Origin of the sequence: Campylobacter sp. RM10537 (genome assembly GCF_022369435.1) — a bacterium.
Classification (GTDB): Bacteria; Campylobacterota; Campylobacteria; order Campylobacterales; family Campylobacteraceae; genus Campylobacter_D; species Campylobacter_D molothri.
Map to the genome: position 1 here is coordinate 1319836 of NZ_CP059597.1, position 24692 is coordinate 1344527.

13 protein-coding genes, 2 tRNA genes, 3 rRNA genes and 1 pseudogene are annotated in these 24692 nt (G+C 30.5%); 6 read left to right on the plus strand and 13 right to left on the minus strand.

Features of this window, described 5'->3' with window-relative positions; all coding sequences use genetic code 11:
* Window positions 1-49 precede the first annotated feature (49 nt).
* The gene (locus tag CMOL_RS06690) at window positions 50-2839 is read left to right on the plus strand and encodes a DEAD/DEAH box helicase (protein WP_239820191.1); all 2790 of its coding nucleotides are present in this window, start codon (window positions 50-52) and stop codon (window positions 2837-2839) included.
* 1214 nt (window positions 2840-4053) lie between these two features.
* On the opposite strand, the gene rrf is transcribed toward CMOL_RS06690, so the two are convergent.
* The 8 genes from rrf to pyrG form a co-directional block, all read right to left on the minus strand.
* Window positions 4054-4170, minus strand: a 5S ribosomal RNA gene (rrf, locus tag CMOL_RS06695).
* Between the two features lie 116 nt (window positions 4171-4286).
* Window positions 4287-7196: ribosomal RNA gene (locus CMOL_RS06700) — 23S ribosomal RNA — on the minus strand.
* A gap of 469 nt (window positions 7197-7665) precedes the next feature.
* Window positions 7666-7742: transfer RNA gene (locus CMOL_RS06705), tRNA-Ile, on the minus strand.
* 6 nt (window positions 7743-7748) lie between these two features.
* Window positions 7749-7824 (minus strand) — tRNA-Ala (locus CMOL_RS06710).
* A gap of 94 nt (window positions 7825-7918) precedes the next feature.
* Window positions 7919-9431, minus strand: a 16S ribosomal RNA gene (locus CMOL_RS06715).
* Together the 16S, 23S and 5S rRNA genes with 2 tRNA genes alongside form the textbook arrangement of a ribosomal RNA operon.
* 490 nt (window positions 9432-9921) lie before the next feature.
* A complete protein-coding gene (locus CMOL_RS06720; protein WP_239820192.1) occupies window positions 9922-10911 on the minus strand; it encodes a type II asparaginase in 990 nt (329 codons plus the stop codon).
* The gene (recJ, locus tag CMOL_RS06725; RefSeq protein WP_200283631.1) at window positions 10908-12509 is read right to left on the minus strand and encodes a single-stranded-DNA-specific exonuclease RecJ; all 1602 of its coding nucleotides are present in this window, start codon (window positions 12507-12509) and stop codon (window positions 10908-10910) included. Before recJ ends, CMOL_RS06720 begins: the two co-directional genes overlap by 4 nt.
* Window positions 12496-14130 carry a CTP synthase gene (gene pyrG / locus CMOL_RS06730; protein WP_200283628.1) on the minus strand — a complete coding sequence of 545 codons (1635 nt, stop codon included), beginning with the start codon at window positions 14128-14130 and terminating at the stop codon, window positions 12496-12498. The genes recJ and pyrG overlap by 14 nt, the downstream gene beginning before the upstream one ends.
* Window positions 14131-14253: 123 nt before the next feature.
* Between pyrG and thyX the strand changes: the two genes are divergently transcribed.
* Together thyX and CMOL_RS06740 are read left to right on the plus strand one after the other, a co-directional pair.
* Window positions 14254-14877 carry an FAD-dependent thymidylate synthase gene (gene thyX / locus CMOL_RS06735; protein ID WP_239820193.1) on the plus strand — a complete coding sequence of 208 codons (624 nt, stop codon included), beginning with the start codon at window positions 14254-14256 and terminating at the stop codon, window positions 14875-14877.
* A 205-nt stretch (window positions 14878-15082) separates the two neighbouring features.
* Window positions 15083-17053, plus strand: coding sequence for a methyl-accepting chemotaxis protein (locus tag CMOL_RS06740; RefSeq protein ID WP_239820194.1), 1971 nt, complete (start codon window positions 15083-15085; stop codon window positions 17051-17053).
* 167 nt (window positions 17054-17220) lie between these two features.
* On the opposite strand, the pseudogene CMOL_RS07905 reads toward CMOL_RS06740, so the two are convergent.
* Window positions 17221-17416, minus strand: a pseudogene (locus tag CMOL_RS07905) (class I SAM-dependent methyltransferase); the annotation flags it as partial.
* 138 nt (window positions 17417-17554) lie between these two features.
* Between CMOL_RS07905 and CMOL_RS06745 the strand changes: the two are divergent.
* Window positions 17555-18262: a class I SAM-dependent methyltransferase gene (locus tag CMOL_RS06745; RefSeq protein ID WP_239820195.1), complete on the plus strand. Its 708-nt coding sequence runs from the start codon at window positions 17555-17557 to the stop codon at window positions 18260-18262.
* A 167-nt stretch (window positions 18263-18429) separates the two neighbouring features.
* Here the strand turns inward: CMOL_RS06745 and CMOL_RS06750 are convergent, their stop codons facing one another.
* From CMOL_RS06750 to folE, 4 genes are all read right to left on the minus strand, one after another.
* Window positions 18430-20076: a methyl-accepting chemotaxis protein gene (locus CMOL_RS06750; protein ID WP_425599694.1), complete on the minus strand. Its 1647-nt coding sequence runs from the start codon at window positions 20074-20076 to the stop codon at window positions 18430-18432.
* On the minus strand, window positions 20063-20401 hold the full coding sequence (locus tag CMOL_RS07910) for a hypothetical protein (RefSeq protein WP_337214324.1): 339 nt from the start codon (window positions 20399-20401) through the stop codon (window positions 20063-20065). The genes CMOL_RS06750 and CMOL_RS07910 overlap by 14 nt, the downstream gene beginning before the upstream one ends.
* 300 nt (window positions 20402-20701) lie before the next feature.
* Window positions 20702-22069: a flagellar protein export ATPase FliI gene (fliI, locus tag CMOL_RS06755; RefSeq protein ID WP_200279668.1), complete on the minus strand. Its 1368-nt coding sequence runs from the start codon at window positions 22067-22069 to the stop codon at window positions 20702-20704.
* Entirely contained in the window at window positions 22070-22642 is a 573-nt protein-coding gene (gene folE / locus CMOL_RS06760; RefSeq protein ID WP_200279671.1) for a GTP cyclohydrolase I FolE, read from the minus strand. It lies immediately after the preceding gene.
* Window positions 22643-22771: 129 nt separating this feature from the next.
* Between folE and tig the strand changes: the two genes are divergently transcribed.
* Both tig and clpP read left to right on the plus strand, forming a co-directional pair.
* Window positions 22772-24097, plus strand: a complete 1326-nt coding sequence (gene tig, locus CMOL_RS06765; RefSeq protein WP_239820196.1) for a trigger factor — start codon at window positions 22772-22774, stop codon at window positions 24095-24097.
* Window positions 24097-24681 (plus strand): ATP-dependent Clp endopeptidase proteolytic subunit ClpP, encoded by a 585-nt coding sequence (clpP, locus tag CMOL_RS06770; RefSeq protein ID WP_200279676.1) that lies wholly within the window; start codon window positions 24097-24099, stop codon window positions 24679-24681. The genes tig and clpP overlap by 1 nt, the downstream gene beginning before the upstream one ends.
* Window positions 24682-24692: the final 11 nt, after the last annotated feature.

A 24692-nucleotide genomic window follows, 5' to 3' on the forward strand; every position in this document is an offset into this window, starting at 1 on the left:
AAAAAACATAAAAACATGCTAAGATATGATTTTATTTTCAAGGAATTAAATGAGCAATAATATTAATATTTTAAAATATTTACTTTTTATAGAATACCTCACTCCCCAAAGCCTCAAAGATATAAAATTTTGTCATGATGCATTTGAAATTTCATGCATTGATGATTATATTAAAAATAATATTGAACAAATTTGCGACAAAAATAAAAAAATTTTAGATGATCCTTTAAATAATTATTATATAGAAATCATCATACAAGGCGGAATATACACTAATAAAATTTTATTTGAAAAAATTATAGATAAATTTAATATTACTGAAAAATTAGAGGATTTTTATAATATTTTAAATGCAGAATATGCATCTTTTGTGCTTAAATTTAATGGAAAATTAAATTTTAAATATAAAAATGAAATTATCAAATTTAATGAATTTAATCTCAATGATCATAAAAATTTTATCCCTATAATCGATAATAACTTTACTTTTGATAAAAGAAATTTTTATTTATCTACTGCTCCTTGGATTGCAAATGATATTGAAAATATAAATTTACCCCATCATATTTTTATCGATTTAAGTCAAAGCATTGCCAATGAATTATCTAGCTTAAAGGATATATCTATTAGCTATTTTTATAGTAAAGCTATAAAAATCATAAATGATAATTTTCCATTACTTGGAAATAAATTTAGAATATCAATGAATCTTACTAAAACTTTAAATGAAAATGTATTTTTAAATAGTTTTTATATACAAGATTTGGTAAATATTTTAGAAAATTACAAAGAAAATAAATTTCATACGATAGACAAATATCTAAGCAACCAACCTAAACAACGTATAGATATGGATAAAAATCAATTAGAAATTCTAGAAAATTATATTGATGAATTATCTCTTAGTTCTTTTGCAAGCAAATTTGCATTGATGTATTCTCAACAATTTGCAGTCAATAAAATACTTAAAATCCATAAAGATCATAATGATATTTATTCTATTAATGGGCCTCCAGGAACTGGAAAAACAACTCTTATAAAAGATGTCATAGCTGGTATTATCACTCAAAGAGCTATAGAAATTTCTAAACTAAACTATGATGAAATTATCAAAAATGAGGATGGTATTTATAAACTAAATGAAAAATTAAAAGGCTATGAAATTCTATTATGCTCTAGCAATAATAAAGCTATAGAAAATATAAGCAAAGAACTTCCAAAAAATGACGCTATAAATTGCAAATATATCGAAGATTTTGATTATTTTGGCACAATAGCTACAAGATTTTTAAACAAAAAAAATGAAACAGAAATTAAAGCTTGGGGCTTAATCTGTGGAGTACTAGGAAATGGTTCAAACAAATCTTCTTTTATATATAATATTTTAAAAGATTTTAACTCAAAAGAATGTAATTTTATCGGTCTTATAAATTATATTAAAAAAAATAAACTTACGGATAAAGATTTTAATCAAGCTAAAAATGATTTTAATCAAGCATTACATAAAGTTAATCTCTTGTTAAATCAAAATAAAAAATATAAACATAAAATTCAAAAAATAAAGAATTTCTATAAATTAAAAAATAAAACAAATCTATTTAATAATATTATTTATTTATCTAAAATATTTTTGTATAAAGTCATAGGAAAAAATTATGAAAAAAATATGCAAAAAAATATTCTATCTCTTGAGAAAGAATTTTATTTAAATGATGAAACAAATAAAGAAAAATCTTCTTTTTTTATGATAGAAAACAATGAAAAAACAGAACTTTTTGAAGCGCGAAATGATTTATTTATAAAAGCATTAAATCTTCATAAGATAGCTATATTAAGCAATAATTCATATTTTGCTAAAAATTTAGAAATACTGAGCGATTTATTAGGAGGTACTGATTATAGAAATCTTTCAAAAAATAATATTGTAGAAATATGGAAAAGCTTGTTTTTTGTTATTCCCTCGATAAGCTCAACTTATGCTTCTTTTGGTTATTGTTTTAAAGATATAGGCTATAATGAATTTGGATATTTAATTAGCGATGAATCTGGACAAAGCACTATAACAAGTGCAATTGGTGCTATATATAGAACAAAAAAAGCTATTGTAATAGGAGATCCACTTCAGCTTGAACCAATAGTGAATATTCCTAATAACATTAATAATTTTTTTATCAAGTATTTTAATATAGATGAAAATTTTAATATTAAAAATACATCTTTACAAAATAGATGCGATTTCTTACAATCATATGGAAAATATATCTATCAAAATAATCAAAAAATATGGCTTGGCTCTCCATTGCGTGTTCACAATCGCTGCGATAAAGAAATATTTGAATTATCTAATAAAATCGCTTATGATAATATGATGATATATGGAAAAAAAATCAAAAAAAATCTTGAATTACAAAATACTTGGTTTGATATCAAAGAAGAACAATGGGAAGGTAATTGCAACAAAAAAGAAATAGAATTCTTATATACACTTTTAGATGAAATAAATCAACATAATATGGACATTGGAATTATTACTCCATTTGTAGATATCAGACAAAATTTAACTGATATAACTGAAAAATATAAAAATTTAAAACATAATAAAATCGGTACTATTCATACAATGCAAGGAAAAGAAGCAGATATAATCATACTTATTTTGGGTGGCAATAATGAAAATGCAAGAAAATGGGTATCATCTAAGCCAAATTTAATTAATGTCGCATTAACTAGAGCAAAAAATATTATTTTTATAATAGGAAACAAAGAAAACTACATCGAGCTTGATTATTTTAATCATTTAAAAAATATAAATACAATCACACCAAATTTATTTGATTAAATTTGAAATTAAATAATTTAGCAAAATGTTTTTTAAAATTTAACTAAAACCCCAAACTAAAATTTTTAATAATTTTTTAAAAATTTTAGTTAAAATGAGCACAATTAAAAGCCTAATCTCTATTAAAAAATAAAATGCTTTTTTTATTTTTTAATACAAGCTTAAAACTTTGAAATAAAACTAACCAAATCAAAGCAAAAACCCATACGAATAAAAACTAAAAAGATAAATATTTTTCTAATTATAAAACTTTAAAAACCATAGTTACAACTCAATATAATAATATTTTTAAGAATAAAACTTTAAAAAGAACTATTAATTAAAAACATAAAATCAACTTTAACCTATAACAATAAAAACCTATATTATAAACCAAAAACTTTTATTATTTAAAAAGTATAACCTTAACTAGACAATCAATCTTAAGAGCAACTACTATTAATCAACTAACTTTTAAACAAACTATAGAATAAATTCCAAAAAACACTAAAACATTTCTCATAAATCATTGAATAAACTCAAACTCTAAACTAAAATCCTTTTAAATAAATTAAAGCCTAAATAAAAGATATGAAAAATAAAGTATAGATTCTTTTGTAAATAATATAATGGATAGACTTAATAATCTCATAGGACAAACTAGGGTTTAGGTTAAATTTTAAAAACTATTTTTTACAAACACCTATCTTATTAAATCATTGAATAAACTCAAACTCTAAACTAAAAACTCCTATATACAATCAATTCACAAACTAAAACAACAAAAGCTAAAACATACAAAGCATTCAAATAAAAAAATAAAAGACTAATTTAACAAGATCCATAAAACTCATTTTAATAAGACTAACCCTAAAAAGCTTAACTATACAAGACTAACTTAACCATAACAACCAAGAAAAACAAAAACCAATCAAATATTAGCTAAAGCTATATAACTAAACAAGACAAGCAAATACAAACCTTAAACTAAATTCTTTTATTAAATAACCAAATCAAAGATATGAAAAATAAAGATTAATCTAAACCAATCAAACATTAGTTAAAAACTATAATCTAAATTAAGACACAAATAAAACCTTAAACCAATTAATAACTTAAAAAGTAAAATAAATCTATATAAATAACTAAGCAAACTAACATTAACTAAACTTATTATATTAAAAAGAATAAAAGATTAAATAAAGATTATAATTAAGAAGTAGAATAAATTAACAAGCCCGCAATGAGCTACTTTCCCCCTGCCAGTAAGGCGTAGTATCATCACCCACGATGTGCTTAGCTTCTTGGTTCGGGATGGAGCAAGGCGTTTCCACATCTGTATAATCACGGACATTGTTATTTAAATATTCTTATTAAAAATACTTAAAAAACAATGTTAAAAGCAAGTTAAAAACTTTACTCTTTCTTTTTAAGGTAAAAACCTTAACAAGGAAGTGATGCTTATTAAAAAGATAAGCCAAACGCTCTATTAGTACTGGTCAGCTAAAAGACTTTCATCCATTACACACCCAGCCTATCAAACTAGTAGTCTTCTAGAGAGCTTAGAGAAGATTCATCTTAGAGTTGGCTTCACGCTTAGATGCTTTCAGCGTTTATCCTTTCCAAACTTAGCTACGCTGCGATGCTCTTGGCAGAACAACAGCTACACCAGTGGTTTGTTCAACCCGGTCCTCTCGTACTAGGGTCAAATCTCTTCAATCTTCTTACGCCCACGGCAGATAGGGACCGAACTGTCTCACGACGTTCTGAACCCAGCTCGCGTACCGCTTTAAATGGCGAACAGCCATACCCTTGGGACCTGCTCCAGCCCCAGGATGCGATGAGCCGACATCGAGGTGCCAAACCTCCCCGTCGATGTGAGCTCTTGGGGGAGATCAGCCTGTTATCCCCGGGGTACCTTTTATCCTTTGAGCGATGGCCCTTCCACACAGAACCACCGGATCACTAAGACCGACTTTCGTCTCTGCTTGACTTGTATGTCTTGCAGTTAAGCTGGCTTATACCTTTATACTCTACAAACGATTTCCAACCGTTTTGAGCCAACCTTTGTAAGCCTCCGTTATTATTTGGGAGGCGACCGCCCCAGTCAAACTACCCACCAGACATTGTCCCACTTGAGGATAACTCAAGCTGGTTAGCTACCCAAATAAGAAAGAGTGGTATCTCAACAATGGCTCATATACAACTGGCGTCATATACTCAAAGCCTCCCACCTATCCTGCACATTCTTATCCAAATAGCAGTGTCAAGCTGTAGTAAAGGTCCACGGGGTCTTTCCGTCTTGCCGCGGGTAGGAGGAATTTTCACCTCCACTACAATTTCACTGGATCCCTCTTTGAGACAGCTCCCATCTCGTTACGCCATTCATGCAGGTCGGTATTTAACCGACAAGGAATTTCGCTACCTTAGGACCGTTATAGTTACGGCCGCCGTTTACTCGGGCTTCGATCAAGAGCTTCGCTAATGCTAACCCTATCAATTAACCTTCGAGCACCGGGCAGGCGTCACACCCTATACATCCTCTTACGAGTTAGCAGAGTGCTGTGTTTTTGGTAAACAGTCGGGAGGGACTCTTTGTTGTAAGTTTCTTCGCTTTCGGAGTAAATCCTAGTACGAAGCGAACCACACCTTATACCGAAGATACGGTGCTATTTTGCAGAGTTCCTTAAAGAGAGTTCTTCCACGCGCCTTAGAATACTCATCCCACCCACCTGTGTCGGTTTACGGTACGGGCAACATTAGCTAAACTTAGAAACTTTTCTTGGCTCGACGGCATCAGCAATTCTTCTATCCATCCGAAGACTTCAAAAAGCCTGTCAGTTCTCGGAGTATTCTTATACGGATTTGCCTGTATAAGCTCCTACAACCTTCGACTAGCACTTCCATCCGCTAGCTTGCTTAGCCCTAAGCGTCCTTCCATCGCACACTAATGTTGGTATTGGAATATTAACCAATTTGCCATCACCTACCCCTTTCGGACTCGGCTTAGGACCCGACTAACCCTACGATGACGAGCATCGCGTAGGAAACCTTGGGTTTACGGCGTTAATGATTCTCACATTAATTATCGCTACTCATGCCTGCATGCTCACTTCTATTCGCTCCAGCACTCCTTACCGGTATACCTTCGACGCAAATAGAACGCTCTCCTACCACTTGACAAAGTCAAGTCTACAGCTTCGGTACTTACTTTAGCCCCGTTATATTTTCCGCGCAAAATCACTAGACCAGTGAGCTATTACGCTTTCTTTAAAGGATGGCTGCTTCTAAGCCAACCTCCTGGTTGTTTAAGTAACTTCACATCGTTTTCCACTTAAGTAAGATTTAGGGACCTTAGCTGGTAGTCTGGGTTGTTTCCCTCTTGACGACGGATTTTATCACTCGCCGCCTGACTGCTGTGATTACATATAAGGTATTCGGAGTTTGATAGGGTTTGGTACATTGGTGTATGCCCTAGCCCATTCAGTGCTCTACCCCCTTATACTACGACACAACGCTATACCTAAATATATTTCGGAGAGAACCAGCTATCACGAAGTTTGATTGGCCTTTCACCCCTATCCACAAGTCATCCCGGGGCTTTTCAACGCCTATGGGTTCAGTCCTCCACTAGTTCTTACACTAGCTTCAACTTGCTCATGGATAGATCACTTCGTTTCGGGTCTGCAGCATCTGACTAAGCGCCCTATTCAGACTCGCTTTCGCTACGGCTTCGCGTGTGCTTAACCTTGCCAGACACCACAACTCGCAGGCTCATTATGCAAAAGGCAGTCCATCACCCTGGTTTGCACCATAGGGCTCTGAATGATTGTAAGCAAATGGTTTCAGGTTCTATTTCACTCTGATCACCTCAGTTCTTTTCACCTTTCCCTCACGGTACTTGTGCACTATCGATCTGGTATTAGTATTTAGGGTTGGATCGTGGTCGACCCAGCTTCAGACAAAATTCCACGTGTTTCGCCCTACTCAGGATACTGCTAGCTAAAGTTTGGTTTTCGCATACGGGACTATCACCCTCTATGGCTATACTTTCCAGAATGTTCTGCTAACCTCACTTATTGCACATTGCAGTCCTACAACCCCCAATGCAAGGCATTGGGTTTGCCCTCTTACGCTTTCGCTCGCCGCTACTGACGTAATCTCTATTGATTTCTTTTCCTGAGGGTACTAAGATGTTTCAATTCCCCTCGTTCGCTCCTATATTAGGTAATGTATATCTCTATACATTGGGTTGCCCCATTCGGAAATCTACGGATCAAAGCTTCTTGACAGCTCCCCGTAGCTTATCGCAGTCTAGTACGTCCTTCATCGCCTTTACCAGTCAAGGCATCCACCATTCGCTCTTAGTAGCTTACCTTTTTACCTTTTTTTAGTTGATTCTAAAACGCATCACTTCCTTGTTAAAGTTTTTATAATAAGACTTCTTTAATATCTGTCTTAAGACGGAAAGCATTTAAACACTTATATTAAGCAACAATATAAGCTGTGAAGTTTAAAACTTATTCTTTAAAAAAAGAAATAAAGAAAGAAAATTAAATATATTTTTTAATTTTTTATTTAAATATTTATTTATGATAAAAAATAATTAATAAAGCACTAAAAACATTATTTTAAATTCTTTTTAGTTTTTTAAAGAAAAAGACAGTGAAGTTTTATTCTTTAACAAGTTCAGTAAAATTGTTTTTAAAACTTGCTTGTGACTTTTAACATTGGTAAGTAAAAGAACATTTAGGTTTAAAACCTAAAATAAACATATAAAATATTATTTTAGTTTTTAAATCAATTTATATACTTATTTTAGGTTTTAATTTCAAATCTTAATTTAATGGTGGGCCTAACAAGACTTGAACTTGTGACCTCACCCTTATCAGGGGTGCACTCTAACCAGCTGAGCTATAGGCCCTTATCATGGTGGAGAATAGCGGGATCGAACCGCTGACCTCCTGCGTGCAAAGCAGGCGCTCTCCCAGCTGAGCTAATTCCCCATAAATTAGCTTTTCATCAATCTTTGAAATCTAAACAAGGACGATTGAGTTTATATGAAGTAATAGTTGTGAGACTTATTACTTTGTACTCTAGAAAGGAGGTGATCCAACCGCAGGTTCTCCTACGGTTACCTTGTTACGACTTCACCCCAGTCGCTGATTCCACTGTGGACGGTAACTAGTTTAGTATTCCGGCTTCGAGTGAAATCAACTCCCATGGTGTGACGGGCGGTGAGTACAAGACCCGGGAACGTATTCACCGTAGCATGGCTGATCTACGATTACTAGCGATTCCGGCTTCATGCTCTCGAGTTGCAGAGAACAATCCGAACTGGGACATATTTTATAGATTTGCTCCACCTCGCGGTATTGCGTCTCATTGTATATGCCATTGTAGCACGTGTGTCGCCCTGGGCATAAGGGCCATGATGACTTGACGTCGTCCACACCTTCCTCCTCCTTACGAAGGCAGTCTATTTAGAGTGCTCACCCGAAGTGTTAGCAACTAAATACGTGGGTTGCGCTCGTTGCGGGACTTAACCCAACATCTCACGACACGAGCTGACGACAGCCGTGCAGCACCTGTCTCTAAGTTCTAGCAAGCTAGCACCCTCATATCTCTATAAGGTTCTTAGGATATCAAGCCCAGGTAAGGTTCTTCGCGTATCTTCGAATTAAACCACATGCTCCACCGCTTGTGCGGGTCCCCGTCTATTCCTTTGAGTTTTAATCTTGCGACCGTACTCCCCAGGCGGTACACTTAATGCGTTAGCTGCATTACTGAGATGACTAGCACCCCAACAACTAGTGTACATCGTTTAGGGCGTGGACTACCAGGGTATCTAATCCTGTTTGCTCCCCACGCTTTCGCGCCTTAGCGTCAGTTAAGTTCCAGCAGATCGCCTTCGCAATGGGTATTCTTGGTGATATCTACGGATTTTACCCCTACACCACCAATTCCATCTGCCTCTCCCTCACTCTAGATTACCAGTTTCCCAAGCAGTTTAATGGTTAAGCCATTAGATTTCACAAGAGACTTGATAATCCGCCTACGCGCCCTTTACGCCCAGTGATTCCGAGTAACGCTTGCACCCTCCGTATTACCGCGGCTGCTGGCACGGAGTTAGCCGGTGCTTATTCCTTAGGTACCGTCAGAATTCTTCCCTAAGAAAAGGAGTTTACGCTCCGAAAAGTGTCATCCTCCACGCGGCGTTGCTGCGTCAGGGTTTCCCCCATTGCGCAATATTCCCTACTGCTGCCTCCCGTAGGAGTCTGGACCGTGTCTCAGTTCCAGTGTGACTGATCATCCTCTCAGACCAGTTAAGCGTCATAGCCTTGGTAAGCCATTACCTTACCAACTAGCTGATACTATATAGTCTCATCCTACACCGAAAAACTTTCCCTATTCAACTTATGTTAAGTAGGAGTATGGGGTATTAGCAGTCGTTTCCAACTGTTGTCCCCCAGTGTAGGGCAGATTAACTATACCTTACTCACCCGTGCGCCACTAATCCACTTCTAGCAAGCTAAAAGCTTCATCGTTCGACTTGCATGTATTAGGCACGCCGCCAGCGTTCACTCTGAGCCAGGATCAAACTCTCCATAAAAATTATAGAAAAGTTTAATCTTTTTCTTCAAAGAAAAAGTATTTAATATATTTTAGATTAATAAAGAAAACTTTATTAACCCTAATAATTAATATAAATTTTGATTTATTATTGATTATAAAATAATAAATCTATTAATCTGGCTCAATCGATCACTTATTTAGATTTCAAAGATTGACTATAAGATTTGAATAACAATATTAAATTAAAAGAACAAAAACAAAAAATCTTTTTAAATCATTAAAAAATAAAATACTTTTTAATCTTTTAAATTAAAACATTTATAATGATTATATTAGAAGTTTTATTTTTAATAATAACTTTAAAATAAAAAATATTTTAATAATTATAAATTAAAGCAAAGCTTTAATTAAAAATTAAAACTATAATTTATTCTAATAATATTTGTGAAACTTCTTTTAAGATTTTAAGCCCTTCTAAAAAAGGAAATGAAAGTATAACTAATTAAGCTTAAAGGGGGTTTAAAGTGTTAATAAGTTTGGAAGAAATTTTGAATTGTTTTAAGATCTTTAGTTTTAGTTAATGCCAACATAAGCAAAATTCTAGCTTTTTGAGGATTTAAATCTTGAGCACAAATAAAACCCAAATTTTCATCTTCCTTGCTTAAAATAACTTCTCCTGTTTGTATGCGTGAACTGATTACAACAATAAGATTTTTTTTCATAAGTTCTTTTAAGATATTTTTTTGGTTTTTATGTATATTCCCTGATCCACTTCCTGCAATTACTAAAGCTTGACTTCCATTTTCGAACAAAGCTTTTGCTGCAATACCATTTCCATCATTAGAATAAGTGTAAAGTATATCTACCTTAGGTAAATCTTCAAGATAATCAATATCAAATGGTGTATTTTTAGTATGCAATTTTTCAATTGTATTGTAAAAATATACCTTTCCATCTAAAATATATCCTAAATCTCCAAAATCTGGAGAAGAAAAAGCATCCAAATTTAAAGTGTGAGTCTTCACTGCTGCTCTAGCGCTTAGAATTCGATCATTCATAACAATCATAACACCTTTGCTTTTAGATTTTACATTAATAGCTAAAGCTACAGCATTATAAAGATTCTTCGATCCATCTGCACTCATGGCCGTAGAAGGACGCATAGCACCAGTTAAGATTACTGGTTTATCGCTTTTAATTGTCAAATGTAAAAAATATGCACTCTCTTCCATGGTATCCGTTCCATGAGTTATAACAACAGCATCTATTTCATCTTTAGCTAAAAGCTTGTTTATTTTTTTAGCAAGTTTTAACTGAATTTCATTAGACATATCAGAGCTATCTATATTAGATACTTGATAACCTACAATTGATGCAATTTCTTTAATTTGAGGCACAGCATTAAGTAAAACTTCTATATCTAGAGCTCCTGCTTTATATCCTGTTGTACTAATAGCATCATTTATAACTCCTGCTATGGTTCCACCTGTTGCTAAAATCGCGATTCTTGGTTTCATTGATCAATCCTACGTATTTTTTCTTCAGTCAAAATTTCTTTAATGATAAATTGAGGAGTTAAAAGCCCTCTAAATTCATTTTTTGAAATACTTCCTAATATGTTAATATTTTCATTAATATTTGGCTCTTTATCGAAATTAAAAAACAAAGCTTCAACAATTTTATTTTTTTTAGATAAAACTAATTTCAAATGTTTTTCATTTTTTCCTAGAATTTTTTTATTTTTTACTTTCACATTTTCTAAAATAAAAAAGGGGCGAGGATTTTTATGTCCAAAAGGTTCAAAAGCTTCTAAAATTTCCAACATTTCAAAATCAATTTCATTTGGATCTAAAATCCCTAAAATTTCATCAGTATCTAAAAATTCATTATCAGGAATTTTTGCACATTCTTCTTGAATAAGAATTTTAAATTTTTCAAAATTTTCAGCACTTAAACTCATACCTGCAGCACCTTTATGCCCCCCATAATTACTTAATAGAGAATTAGCCTTAGAAATTAAAGATAAAATATCAATCTTCCCAACACTCCTAGCACTTCCTTTTAAATAATCATCATTTTGAGAAAATACAAAAGCTGGTTTATTAAAATGCTTAGATAAACGACTAGCTACTATACCTAAAACCCCTTCATGCCAGTTTATCCCAGAAACCACAATACAGGAATCTTGGTCATTAATTTGACTTAAACTTTCTTCAAAAAGTTGTTTTTCTTCATCTTTTCTATTTTCATTAAAATTAACAATTTGCTCTAAATACTCTAAAGCTTTATCTAAATCTTTTGTATGTAAAAATTCATAAGAAATGCTAGCATCGTCCATTCTTCCAGCACTATTAATAAGTGGAGCGATCAAAAAACCTATACTATCTAAAGAAAATTTATCCTTTTGATAATAATTTTTAATAGCCTTAAAAGCTGCTCTTTTTGATTTGTTAATATAATCAATTCCTCTTCTTACTAGAGCACGATTTAAATCTCTAAGTTCCATCATATCAGCAATAATAGCAATAGCTAATAATTCTAAAAATCGACTCATATCGTATTTTAATTTACAAACCTCTTTTAAAGCAGCAATTAAATACCATGCCACTTGTGCTCCACAAATTTCAATATCTGGAAATTCGCAATCTTTTTGCTTAGGATTAATTATTGCAAAAGCATCAGGCAAAATATCTTGAGGCATATGATGATCAGTAATGATTAAATCAATTTTTCTTTCTTTGCAAAGTTTAGCAGCCTCAAGTGCTGCTATACCATTATCTACAGTAATGATTAAATTCACATTTAATTCATTAATAATTTCAGAATTTAATCCATAACCATCTTTAAAGCGATTTGGAATTCTAACTATATAATCAAAACCTATATCATCAAAAAATTCTGCCATTATCACACATGATACTATACCATCGACATCATAATCGCCCACAATAGCAATTTTTTCATTTTTTTCTATCGCAACTTTTATACGCTCTGCTGCTTTATAGATATCTTTTAAACAACACGGCAAGGGCAAATCACAAAGTTTAGTATGAAGGTCTTTTTCAAAACGTGAAGCTAAAATTTTTTTAACTTCACTTTTATCAATCTTTTTCATAATTAATTGCTGCCTCAATAAATCCAAAAATTACTGGATTTGCATGCTCTAATCTTGAAGTAAATTCAGGATGAAACTGCACAGCTAGAAAAAATGGATGAGAATTTAATTCTATAGCTTCAATAAGTCCTTGACTTTCCCCACTTACAATAAGGCCATTATTTTCAAATTCTTTACGGTATTTTGGATTAGCTTCATAACGATGACGATGACGCTCTTTTATACTTTTTGCATTATTATAAACTCTTGCTAAAATCGTTTTAGGCTTAATTTCACATTCATAAGCGCCCAAACGCATCGTTCCACCCAAAGGTGTTTTGGCTGTTCTAATTTGTTTTTTTCCACTAAAATCAATAAATTCATCTATTAAATAAATGATAGGATTTTCACATTTTTCATCAAATTCATTTGAATTGGCATCTTTTAATTTTAAAACATTTCTAGCAAATTCCACTAAAGCTAGTTGCATACCTAAACAAATTCCTAAAAAAGGAATTTTATTTTCTCTTGCATAACTAATTGCTTTTATTTTTCCCTCTACACCACGGCATCCAAAACCACCTGCAACTAAAATTCCACTCACATCTTTAAACACCTCAGATGATTCTAAATTTTCAAGCTTTTCGCTATCAATCCATTTAAGATCTACTCTAGTATCAAGTGCTGCACCCGCATGTATAATTGCTTCAGTAAGACTTTTATAACTTTCTTTTAAATCAACGTATTTTCCTACAAATGCAATTTTAACTTCATTGCTTGGTGCAATCACTCTTTTTACTAAACTATTCCAATTTTGCATATCAGGTTTTAAAATTTTAAGATTTAATATATTTGCAATTGGATTTAATATATCTTGTTTTAAAAAATTAAGCGGAATTTGATAAATACTTGCCGCATCTATACTTTCTATAACGCAATTTTTTTCCACTCCGCAAGAAATAGCAATTTTATCTTTTAAATCTCTATCTAAAGATTTTTCACTACGACAAATAATCATATCAGGACTAATCCCTATGCGTCTTAATTCCCCTACGCTATGTTGAGTAGGCTTAGTTTTTAATTCCCCTGCTGCTTTTATAAAAGGTACTAGAGTAAGATGAATATTCATGGCATTATTTTTACCCACCTCTAAACGCAAAGCACGAATAGCCTCTAAAAAGGGAAGTCCTTCTATATCACCAACCGTTCCTCCAATTTCTACAATTAAAATATCTTTTCCTTCGCCGGCTTTTTGAATGCGATCTTTAATCTCACCTACAATATGAGGGATAACTTGAATTGTTTTTCCAAGATATTCTCCACGCCTTTCTTTTTCAATAACGCTTTGATAAACGCGTCCTGTTGTAAAATTATTATCTTGAGATAAACTTTCATCCAAAAAACGCTCATAATGACCCAAATCTAAATCCGTTTCGGCTCCATCATCAGTTACAAAAACTTCTCCATGCTCAAAAGGACTCATAGTTCCAGGATCAACATTAATATAAGGATCTGCTTTAAGTATGCTTACTTTCAAACCCGAATTTTTTAAAAGCGTTGCGATGGAAGCTGCAGCAATTCCTTTTCCTAAAGAACTTAAAACGCCACCGGTTACAAAAATATATTTTGTTTGTTTTTTCATTGCTTGTATCAACCTTATTTTTTAATTTAATTATAACTTGATAAAACTTTTTATTTCATTAGAATTTTAAGTAAAAAATGTAAGAATTATAAAAAATAAAATTTCACTTTTCAAGGAAAAATTATGAAAATTACCTTGCTTTTCCATACTCCGCTTTCTGTATGCTCTCACGCGACAAGAACTTGTTGGCAAAGTTTTGAAAAAGGTGATTGTGGTGGCGAAAAAGATAAAGAACTTATTGATCGAGTTGGCAATAAATTTAAGCATGCTTCAACTTTAGAACATTTAAATTATACTTTTTATATCCAAGGAATTTCAAGAGCTTGCTTACAAGAAGTTACACGTCATCGTCATACTAGCCCTAGTGTAAAAAGCACAAGATATACTTTAAAAGAGCTTCGCGATGAAAATGAATTTAAAGTTGGAGATTTTGAAAATGCTAGTCGATATTTGGTACTTTGTGGAAATGAAGAAGTAGATAACGCTAGCATTAAAGCTTTGGAAAATTTAAGACTAATTTTACAAAAAAGTATTAGTCTAGATATAGCTAAATACTGCTTACCAGAAAGCTATAAAACCGAGCTAACTTTAACTATAAACGCTAGGAGTTTGCAAAATTTCATTTCACTTCGCAGCTCAAAATCCGCTCTTTGGGAGATTAGAAATTTAGCTAATGCCTTATTTGAGGCTTTGCCAGAAGAACATAAATTTATCTTCGAACACTGTTTAAATAAAAATACAGAGTAACCTTAAATTAAAAATATTTTTATGATTTAATTCAATAAATTTAATAAGAATTTCTTTAATTTTTGTTACTTTTTAACCCAAATTATCATTATAGTTTAATATTAATATTTATTATATAAAAATTTTTATCAATAAATAAAATATTTCTATATAATAAAATTGGGTAATTTTATATTTATAAATTAATTAATAAAGGAGTATTAAAATGAGTATAAAAATTAAAATGTCTTTAATAGCTAACCTTATAACTATTTTTTGTTTAGTTGCCTTAGGTATAGTTACTTTTATCTTTGTTAGAGAAGCTTTGTTGGCACAAATTGTTTCAATACAAACTAATTATGTTAAAACTGCAAAAAGTTCTATGGCAAATTATAATGAAACTAAATTATCTGTTCTTAAAGAACTTTCTAAAAGTTTAAATAAATTACCTTCTAGTAGTTTTGCTGACGAAAAATCAATCTTAGAGAGTACTGGTATAATTTTTCAAAATTATAGAAAAGGAGGTGATTTATTAGCGGCTTATATTGGATTAGCAAATGGTGAATATATTGGAAGTGATCTAAGAAGCGATAAAAAAAATGTCAATGCTATAATTTATGGTAAAGATAATGGATATGATGCAAGAACTAGGGATTGGTTTAAGAATGCAAAAGATAAAAATGATTTATATGAATCCCCTGCTTATATAGATGCAGCATCTAATCTTCCATGTTTTACTTATTCTATGCCTTTTTATAAAGATGGTAAATTTATAGGCGTATTAGCAATTGATGTTTCAAATGCTAATTTACAAAAACAATTTGATAAATTATCAGGAGATGTATTTGTATATGATAAAGGAAATTATGTTTTCGCTTCTTCAAATAAAGCATTTTTAGGACAAAATTCCAATATTTTAAATATTGAAAAGAAATTTGAAAACATGGGTGAATACAAATCTTTTTCCTATACAAGAGTTCAAGGGGGTGATCGACTAGCGATGTGTTCTAAATTTAATAATTATACAATCTGCTCATCCGAATCAGAAGAAGAAGTTCAAAAATATGTTTCCAAAATAGCTTATATGCAAATTATTATAGTAATTGTAGTAATTATTATTAGTGTGATATTAATCTACACACTTACTGCCAAACTTCTCTCCCCACTCACCATCATCCAAAACGGTCTTAATGCTTTCTTTGATTTTATCAATCATAAAACAAAGAATGTTTCTACTATTAATATAAAAACTAATGATGAGTTTGGTCAAATCTCAAAAGCCATTAATGAAAACATCCTTATTACTAAACAAGGTTTAGAACAAGATAATCAAGCTGTAAAAGAATCAGTCTCTACAGTTCAAGTTGTAGAAAAAGGAGATTTAACAGCAAGAATTACTGCAAATCCAAGAAATCCTCAACTTGTAGAACTTAAAAATGTTTTAAATAAACTCTTAGATGTCTTACAAGAAAAAGTAGGTTCTGATATGAATGCTATTCATAAAATCTTTGAAGAATATAAGAGCTTAGATTTTAGAAATAAATTAGAAAATGCTAGAGGTAGTGTTGAAGTTACTACTAATGCTTTAGGTGAAGAAATCATTAAAATGTTAAAACAAAGTTCTGATTTTGCTAATCACTTAGCAAGTGAAAGTTCTAAATTACAAAATGCTGTTCAAAACCTAACTAGCTCTTCTAATTCTCAAGCAGCTTCTTTAGAAGAAACTGCTGCTGCTTTAGAAGAAATTACTTCTTCTATGCAAAATGTTTCTGTTAAAACCTCTGATGTAATCACTCAATCAGAAGAGATTAAAAATGTTACAAGTATTATTGGAGATATTGCAGATCAAATCAATCTTTTAGCATTAAATGCTGCTATAGAAGCAGCACGTGCAGGAGAACATGGACGAGGCTTTGCTGTTGTGGCTGATGAAGTTAGAAAACTAGCAGAAAGAACTCAAAAATCATTGAGTGAAATAGAAGCTAATACTAACTTACTTGTTCAATCTATTAATGATATGGCAGAATCTATTAAAGAACAAACTGCAGGTATTACTCAAATCAATGAAAGTGTAGCTGCTATTGATCAAACCACTAAAGATAATGTTGAAATTGCTAATGAGAGTGCAATCATTTCTAATACTGTTAGTGATATAGCTAATAATATATTAGAAGATGTTAAGAAGAAAAGATTTTAAGAATCTTTTCTTTAAATTATAATCAAATGATTATTCTTTAAATCATAATCTTTAAACTATTATCTTAAATCATTATTTTTAAATAGTTATTTTTAAATAACTATTTTTTATGATAATTGAAGATTCATTATTAAATTAAGCAATTTAATCTTTTAATGGATTTTTTATTAAAAGATTAAAAGCTTTATTTTTGATTTAATAATTTCTTTAATTTTATCTTTTGTAACTAAATTTTTAAGTTCATTACTTTCTGCTTTAATTCCATTCATATTTAAATGCCATAAAGCATTTTCTATAGCTTCATCTTTTTTTTCTTTCTACTATGCGTGTTTCATCAAAAATAAATTTATAAAAAGTTATATTTTTCTAAATATTAAAGATTTTTATTTATTTTATTAATGCTACTTTAAATTAAAGATTTATTGATATTAGTTTTATTTATTTGTATAGTTAAAAGAAACATTTTACAATTATATTTTAATTATTTTTTTGGGAATGAATATGAATTTGTGGGATAAAAAGGCTAAAAGCTATGCAAGATATGCAAAATTAAACGATATCCAAAAGCAAACTTTTAAGAAGTTAAATGAATTAAATATTGATTTTACAAATAAAAATATTGTAGATATAGGTTGTGGCACAGGTGTTTGGACTTTACATTTAGCGCAAAAAGCAAAAAGTGTTTTAGGTATAGATAATTCTAAAGCTATGCTTGAAATTTTAAAAGAAGATGCTATAAAAAATAATATTAATAATATTAAAATACTTCATTTAGATTTTGAAAATTTTTATAAAGAAAATCAAGAAAACTTTGATATAGCGTTTTTAAGTATGTCTTTAGCTTTGCAAAATGAAAATGATTTCAAAGCTTTTTTAAATTTAGCTTCTCAAAGAATATATCTTGGCTGGGCTGATTATAGAAAAAGTGATTTTTTAGACCCAATATTTAAACATTTTAATACTGAATTTAAAGGATTTAATAAACAAGATTTAGAAAGTTTTTTACTAGAAAAAAATATAACTTTTTATAAATTTATTTTTGATGAAACACGCATAGTAGAAAGAAAAAAAGATGAAGCTATAGAAAATGCTTTATGGCATTTAAATATGAATGGAATTAAAGCAGAAAGTAATGAACTTAAAAATTTAGTTACAAAAGATAAAATTAAAGAAATTATTAAATCAAAAATAAAGCTTTTAATCTTTTAATAAAAAATCCATTAAAAGATTAAATTGCTTAATTTAATAATGAATCTTCAATTATCATAAAAAATAGTTATTTAAAAATAACTATTTAAAAATAATGATTTAAGATAATAGTTTAAAGATTATGATTTAAAGAATAATCATTTGATTATAATTTAAAGAAAAGATTCTTAAAATCTTTTCTTCTTAACATCTTCTAATATATTATTAGCTATATCACTAACAGTATTAGAAATGATTGCACTCTCATTAGCAATTTCAACATTATCTTTAGTGGTTTGATCAATAGCAGCTACACTTTCATTGATTTGAGTAATACCTGCAGTTTGTTCTTTAATAGATTCTGCCATATCATTAATAGATTGAACAAGTAAGTTAGTATTAGCTTCTATTTCACTCAATGATTTTTGAGTTCTTTCTGCTAGTTTTCTAACTTCATCAGCCACAACAGCAAAGCCTCGTCCATGTTCTCCTGCACGTGCTGCTTCTATAGCAGCATTTAATGCTAAAAGATTGATTTGATCTGCAATATCTCCAATAATACTTGTAACATTTTTAATCTCTTCTGATTGAGTGATTACATCAGAGGTTTTAACAGAAACATTTTGCATAGAAGAAGTAATTTCTTCTAAAGCAGCAGCAGTTTCTTCTAAAGAAGCTGCTTGAGAATTAGAAGAGCTAGTTAGGTTTTGAACAGCATTTTGTAATTTAGAACTTTCACTTGCTAAGTGATTAGCAAAATCAGAACTTTGTTTTAACATTTTAATGATTTCTTCACCTAAAGCATTAGTAGTAACTTCAACACTACCTCTAGCATTTTCTAATTTATTTCTAAAATCTAAGCTCTTATATTCTTCAAAGATTTTATGAATAGCATTCATATCAGAACCTACTTTTTCTTGTAAGACATCTAAGAGTTTATTTAAAACATTTTTAAGTTCTACAAGTTGAGGATTTCTTGGATTTGCAGTAATTCTTGCTGTTAAATCTCCTTTTTCTACAACTTGAACTGTAGAGACTGATTCTTTTACAGCTTGATTATCTTGTTCTAAACCTTGTTTAGTAATAAGGATGTTTTCATTAATGGCTTTTGAGATTTGACCAAACTCATCATTAGTTTTTATATTAATAGTAGAAACATTCTTTGTTTTATGATTGATAAAATCAAAGAAAGCATTAAGACCGTTTTGGATGATGGTGAGTGGGGAGAGATATCGTGATACAATAAAATACATTAAAATTGTACTTAATACCACAATAACTAATACTAAAATGATTTGAATTAGTGCAATTTTATTAATGGATTGATAAATTTTATCTGTAGGTTCTGTTATACAGGCTGTATAGTTTAATACTGGAGAACACATACCTAAATTTTCAACTCCACCTGCTTTAATTAAAAAGGGTTGAAATTCTCCGTATTGTTTTAAGTTTTCTAGTAATAAAGAGGGGTTTTGAAAACCATTTTTCATTTCAGAAGGATTTGAAGAGACAAATATATTTTTATTTTTATCAATTAAAAAAGTATTGCCTGGTTGAATTTCAAAAGTTTTTTGAAGCATTGTTAAACTCGCATCAATTGCTAAAATACCGATAAATTTACCATCCTTGTAAAGAGCTTTAGAATAAGTAAATATAGTTTCATTGCTCACAGGATCAATATAATAAGGTTGCACATAAATTGAATTTATTCTTTTGGCTCCTTGATACCATTCTCTTGTGGTTGCATCATATCCATTATCTTTGCCATTTATCCTTAAACTTTTTCCATGTTTTTCACTCTCAATATCACTTACAACATTATTACCATTTGGCAAACCTATAAACAGCTACAAGATTTGCAGAGTGTTTGTAAGATCTAAACATATCTCCTATATTCGCCAATAAAGCCTCTTGAGAATTTAACTTTTCATAAGGAAGTGCTAAAATATCTTCACTAAGTTTTTGTAAAGATGAAAGATTTTTAGCTCTAAAATTTTCCATTTCAGTTTTTGAAACTTTTAAGGCATTGATTTCGGTCTTTTCTATGGTTTTAAATAATGCGTTTTTTGTAAATAAAAAACCCACAACTCCTAAGATAACTAAAGCAATAATTGCTATGACATTTGTTACAAGTGAAAGTTTAAATTTTAAACTTTTCATTATAAATTTTCTCCTTTTTTAAAAAATCAAATAAGATACATTAACTCTTAATTATATAAAAAGTAAAAATTAAAAATAAATAAAATTTATTAAAAATCAAAAATTGATATTAAAAAATGTTACAAAAATACTCATAAAATATTCATCATGTTTAAAAAAATTTATATTAAATTTTTTAAATTAAATCATTTATTTTTTGTTACTTTTAATGATAAAAAATTTTTAAAAATTTATTTTTAATATTAATATTTTTAATTTTTGAGAATAATTTAAAGTAAAAAGTTTTAGAAAATTTATTATTTAGGATTGATTTGGATTTGGTAAAACAGCATTCATACTACCCATATTTGTATTTTGAGGAGTTGAATCGATTTGTTCTAAAAGTTTTATAGTTTCATCAAATTCAAAACTTTCTTCAGGATTTTGTCCTAAAAATTTTTGCATAAAATCTTTTTTAGCAATAGCTTCATCAAGTTCTCTGTCGCTTCCTTTTTGATAAGCACCAATACGAAGCAAAACTTCATTTTCTTTTAATAAAGAATTTAATCTTTTAAATTTTCTTGCTAAGAGTTTGTGTTCGGGTGTGATGATATCTCCCATAACCCTTGAAGCTGAATTTTGTATATTAATAGGGGGATAAATTCCAAAATCAGTAAGTTCTCGACTCAAAACTATGTGTCCATCTAAAATCGATCTGCTTTGATCTGCAATAGGATCACTCATATCATCCCCATCTACCAAAACAGTAAAAAAGGCTGTTATGGTGCCTTTTCCCTCTTCCTTTCCGGTTCTTTCCATCAATTGTGGCAAAAGGCTTAAAACACTAGGCGGATATCCTTTGGTTGTAGGAGGTTCTCCTAGGGCAAGTCCTATTTCTCTTTGAGCCATGGCAAAACGTGTTACACTATCCATAATAAAAAGAACATCTTTACCTTGTTCTTTGAAGTATTCTGCTACACTCATAGCACAAAATGCACCATATTTACGCATCAAAGCACTATCATCACTCGTTGCTACGATAATAACAGTATCGTCAAGTTTTCCACCTAAATTTTTTTGAATAAACTCAGGAATTTCACGACCCCTTTCACCGATTAGAGCTACCACTTTTATAGGAGCTTTTGAATTTTTAACTATCATACCCATAAGAGTAGATTTTCCCACTCCACTTCCTGCGAAAATACCTAATTTTTGTCCTACTCCGCAAGTTAATAAAGCATCAATAGTTTTAACACCTACAGGGAAAACTTCTTCAATTAAACCTCTTTTCATTGCATCAATAGGAGCACGCATAATGGGCATATATTTACTCACTTCAATAGGAGCTTTTCCATCTTTAGGGCGCATAAAAGGATCAACTACACGCCCTAAAAGTTCATCACTCACTCCTATTTGCATTCCAGCATCACTAATAAAAGCACGATCGCCGATTTTAAAACCTTCGATAAAACTAAAAGGACTTAAATAACTAAATTGCTCTTTTATTTCTACAACCATAGCTAGAGTATTTAAATTTGGATTTTCATTAGAAACAAGTTTGACAATATCTCCAACCCCTGTTTTAAGTCCTCGAATTTCTATACTAGTAGCTGATATTTTTGTAATCTCTCCAAAAACGGCACTTAAATTTTCTTTACCGAGTTTAGATCGAAGTTTTTCTAAATTCATTTAAAAACGAACCTGTTTGGGAGAATTGATAAGTTCAAAAAATTCTTTACGTGTTTTTTCATTTTTTAAGAATAATCCTCTAAGAGCTGAAGTAGAAGTAGTAGAATTAACTTTTTGAACTCCACGCATTTCTACACACATATGGCGTGCTTCTATAACAACTCCTACCCCTTTTGCATTAACATTTTCCATAAGCGCATCAGCAATTTGTTCTGTAAGTTGTTCTTGAATTTGTAAACGTCTTGCAAAAATTTCTACCAAACGAGGAATTTTACTTAAACCTACAACTTTTTGATCGGGAATGTAAGCTACATGAACACGTCCAAAAAATGGTAAAAGATGATGTTCGCAAAGGCTATAAAATTCTATATCACGGACTAAAACCATTTCATTATTAGAGCTTTCAAATAGGGCATTATTTAAAATATCTTTAATATTTTCATGATAACCTTTAGTTAAAAATTGAAAAGCTTTAAAAACACGATTAGGAGTTTTTAACAATCCTTCTCTATTAGGATTTTCTCCTACGGATTTAAGTATAGTTGCTATACATTTTTCAAATTCTTTTTGCAAAATTATCTCCATAAAGGTTTATTTTAATTTTTATCATTTTATCATAAATTGCTTTAAAATTTTATGCAAGTAATAAGGAAAAATTTGCTATTATTAAAGCTAAATTTTATTTTGTAAGGAAAAATAATCATGGAAGTAAAAGCAAAGCAATTAGATTCTGTAAATGCGACTGCTAGTGTAAAAATTCCTTCGGGAATGATTAAAAGTGAAGTAGAAAATTTAGCAAAAAAAGCTTCTAAAAATATAAAAATGGATGGTTTTAGACCAGGAAAAGTTCCAGTCGCAGCTGTGCTTAAAAGATATGAAAAAGAATTGACTCAAGATGCAGAACAAAATCTTTTCAAATCTGCTGTAGATAATGCTTTAAAAGAGTTAAAAAAAGAAGCCAAAGAGCTTGTTGGTGAGCCTTATTTTGAAAAATTTGATCGTCAAAATGGAGAAATCATTGCAGAATTAGCACTTTCTTTCAAACCAGTTCTTAAGCTAGATGGTTATGAAAAACTTATCCCAGAATATCAAACCCCTAAGGTTACAAAAAAAGAAATTGATGAAAAAAAAGAAGAACTATTAAAAAGATTTGCAACTCCTGAAGCTATTAAAACAAAAAGAGCTTTAAAAGAAGGAGATTTTGCTAAATTTGATTTTGAAGGTTTTGTGGATGAAAAGCCTTTTGATGGTGGAAAAGCTGAAAACTATATTTTAGAAATAGGTTCTAAACAATTTATACCAGGTTTTGAAGAAGGTATGGTAGGAATGAAAATAGGAGAAGAAAAAGATATTAATGTTACCTTTCCTAAAGAATACGGCGCTTCTCATTTAGCAGGAAAAGATGCAGTATTTAAAGTAAAGCTTCATGAAATTCAAGAACTTAAAATGCCAGAACTTGATGAAGAAATGGTTAAAAAACTTTTACCAAACGAAGAAAAACCTAGCGTAGAGCTTTTAGAGGAAAAATTAAAAGAGCAAATTAAAAATGAAAAATTATTTAAACTTGTAAATGATGAGTTAAAAGCTAAATTTGCAGACGCTTTAATTGCGGAATATAATTTTGATTTACCGCGTGGTATAGTAGAGCAAGAAACAGACATGCAATTCCGTGCAGCATTTAATACTTTTAGTGAAAAAGAAATTGAAGAGATTAAAGCTGATAAGGAAAAATATCAAGAAAAACGTGATTCTTTTAAAGAAGAAGCACAAAAAAGCGTAAAATTAACTTTTATTATTGATGAACTTGCAAAAATTCGAAATATAGAAGTAAGCGATCAAGAACTTGTTCAAGCAATTTATTTTGAGGCATATCGTTATGGAATGAATCCAAAAGAACATTTGGATAATTATAAAAAACAAGGAGCTTTACCAGCTGTAAAAATGGCTTTGGTTGAAGAAAAACTTTTTAATGATATTTTTATGCCAAAAACAGAAAAATCGAGTAAAAAACAAAAAGAGGATAAATAATGGTTATTCCTTATGTTATTGAAAAATCAAGTCGTGGAGAAAGAAGTTATGATATCTATTCTAGACTTCTAAAGGATAGAATCGTAATGCTTAGCGGTGAAATTCATGATGAACTTGCGGCTTCAATTGTAGCTCAACTTCTTTTTTTAGAGGCCGAAGATCCACAAAAAGATATTTACCTTTATATTAACTCTCCAGGTGGAGTGATTACAAGCGGTTTTAGTATTTATGATACTATGAATTACATCAAACCGGATGTATGTACTATTTGCATAGGTCAAGCAGCTTCTATGGGGGCATTTCTATTAAGTTGCGGTGCAAAAGGCAAACGTTTTGCATTACCTAATTCAAGAATTATGATTCATCAGCCTTTAGGTGGTGCTAGAGGACAAGCAACAGATATAGAAATTCAAGCTAAAGAAATTTTAAGACTTAAGACTATACTTAATGATATTTTGGCTGAAAATACTAAGCAAAAAGTTGCTAAAATAGCTAAAGATACAGAAAGAGATTTTTTTATGTCGGCGCAAGAAGCTAAAGAATATGGTTTAATCGATAAGGTTTTAGAAAAAAGTTTTAAGTAATTTTTAAGGTG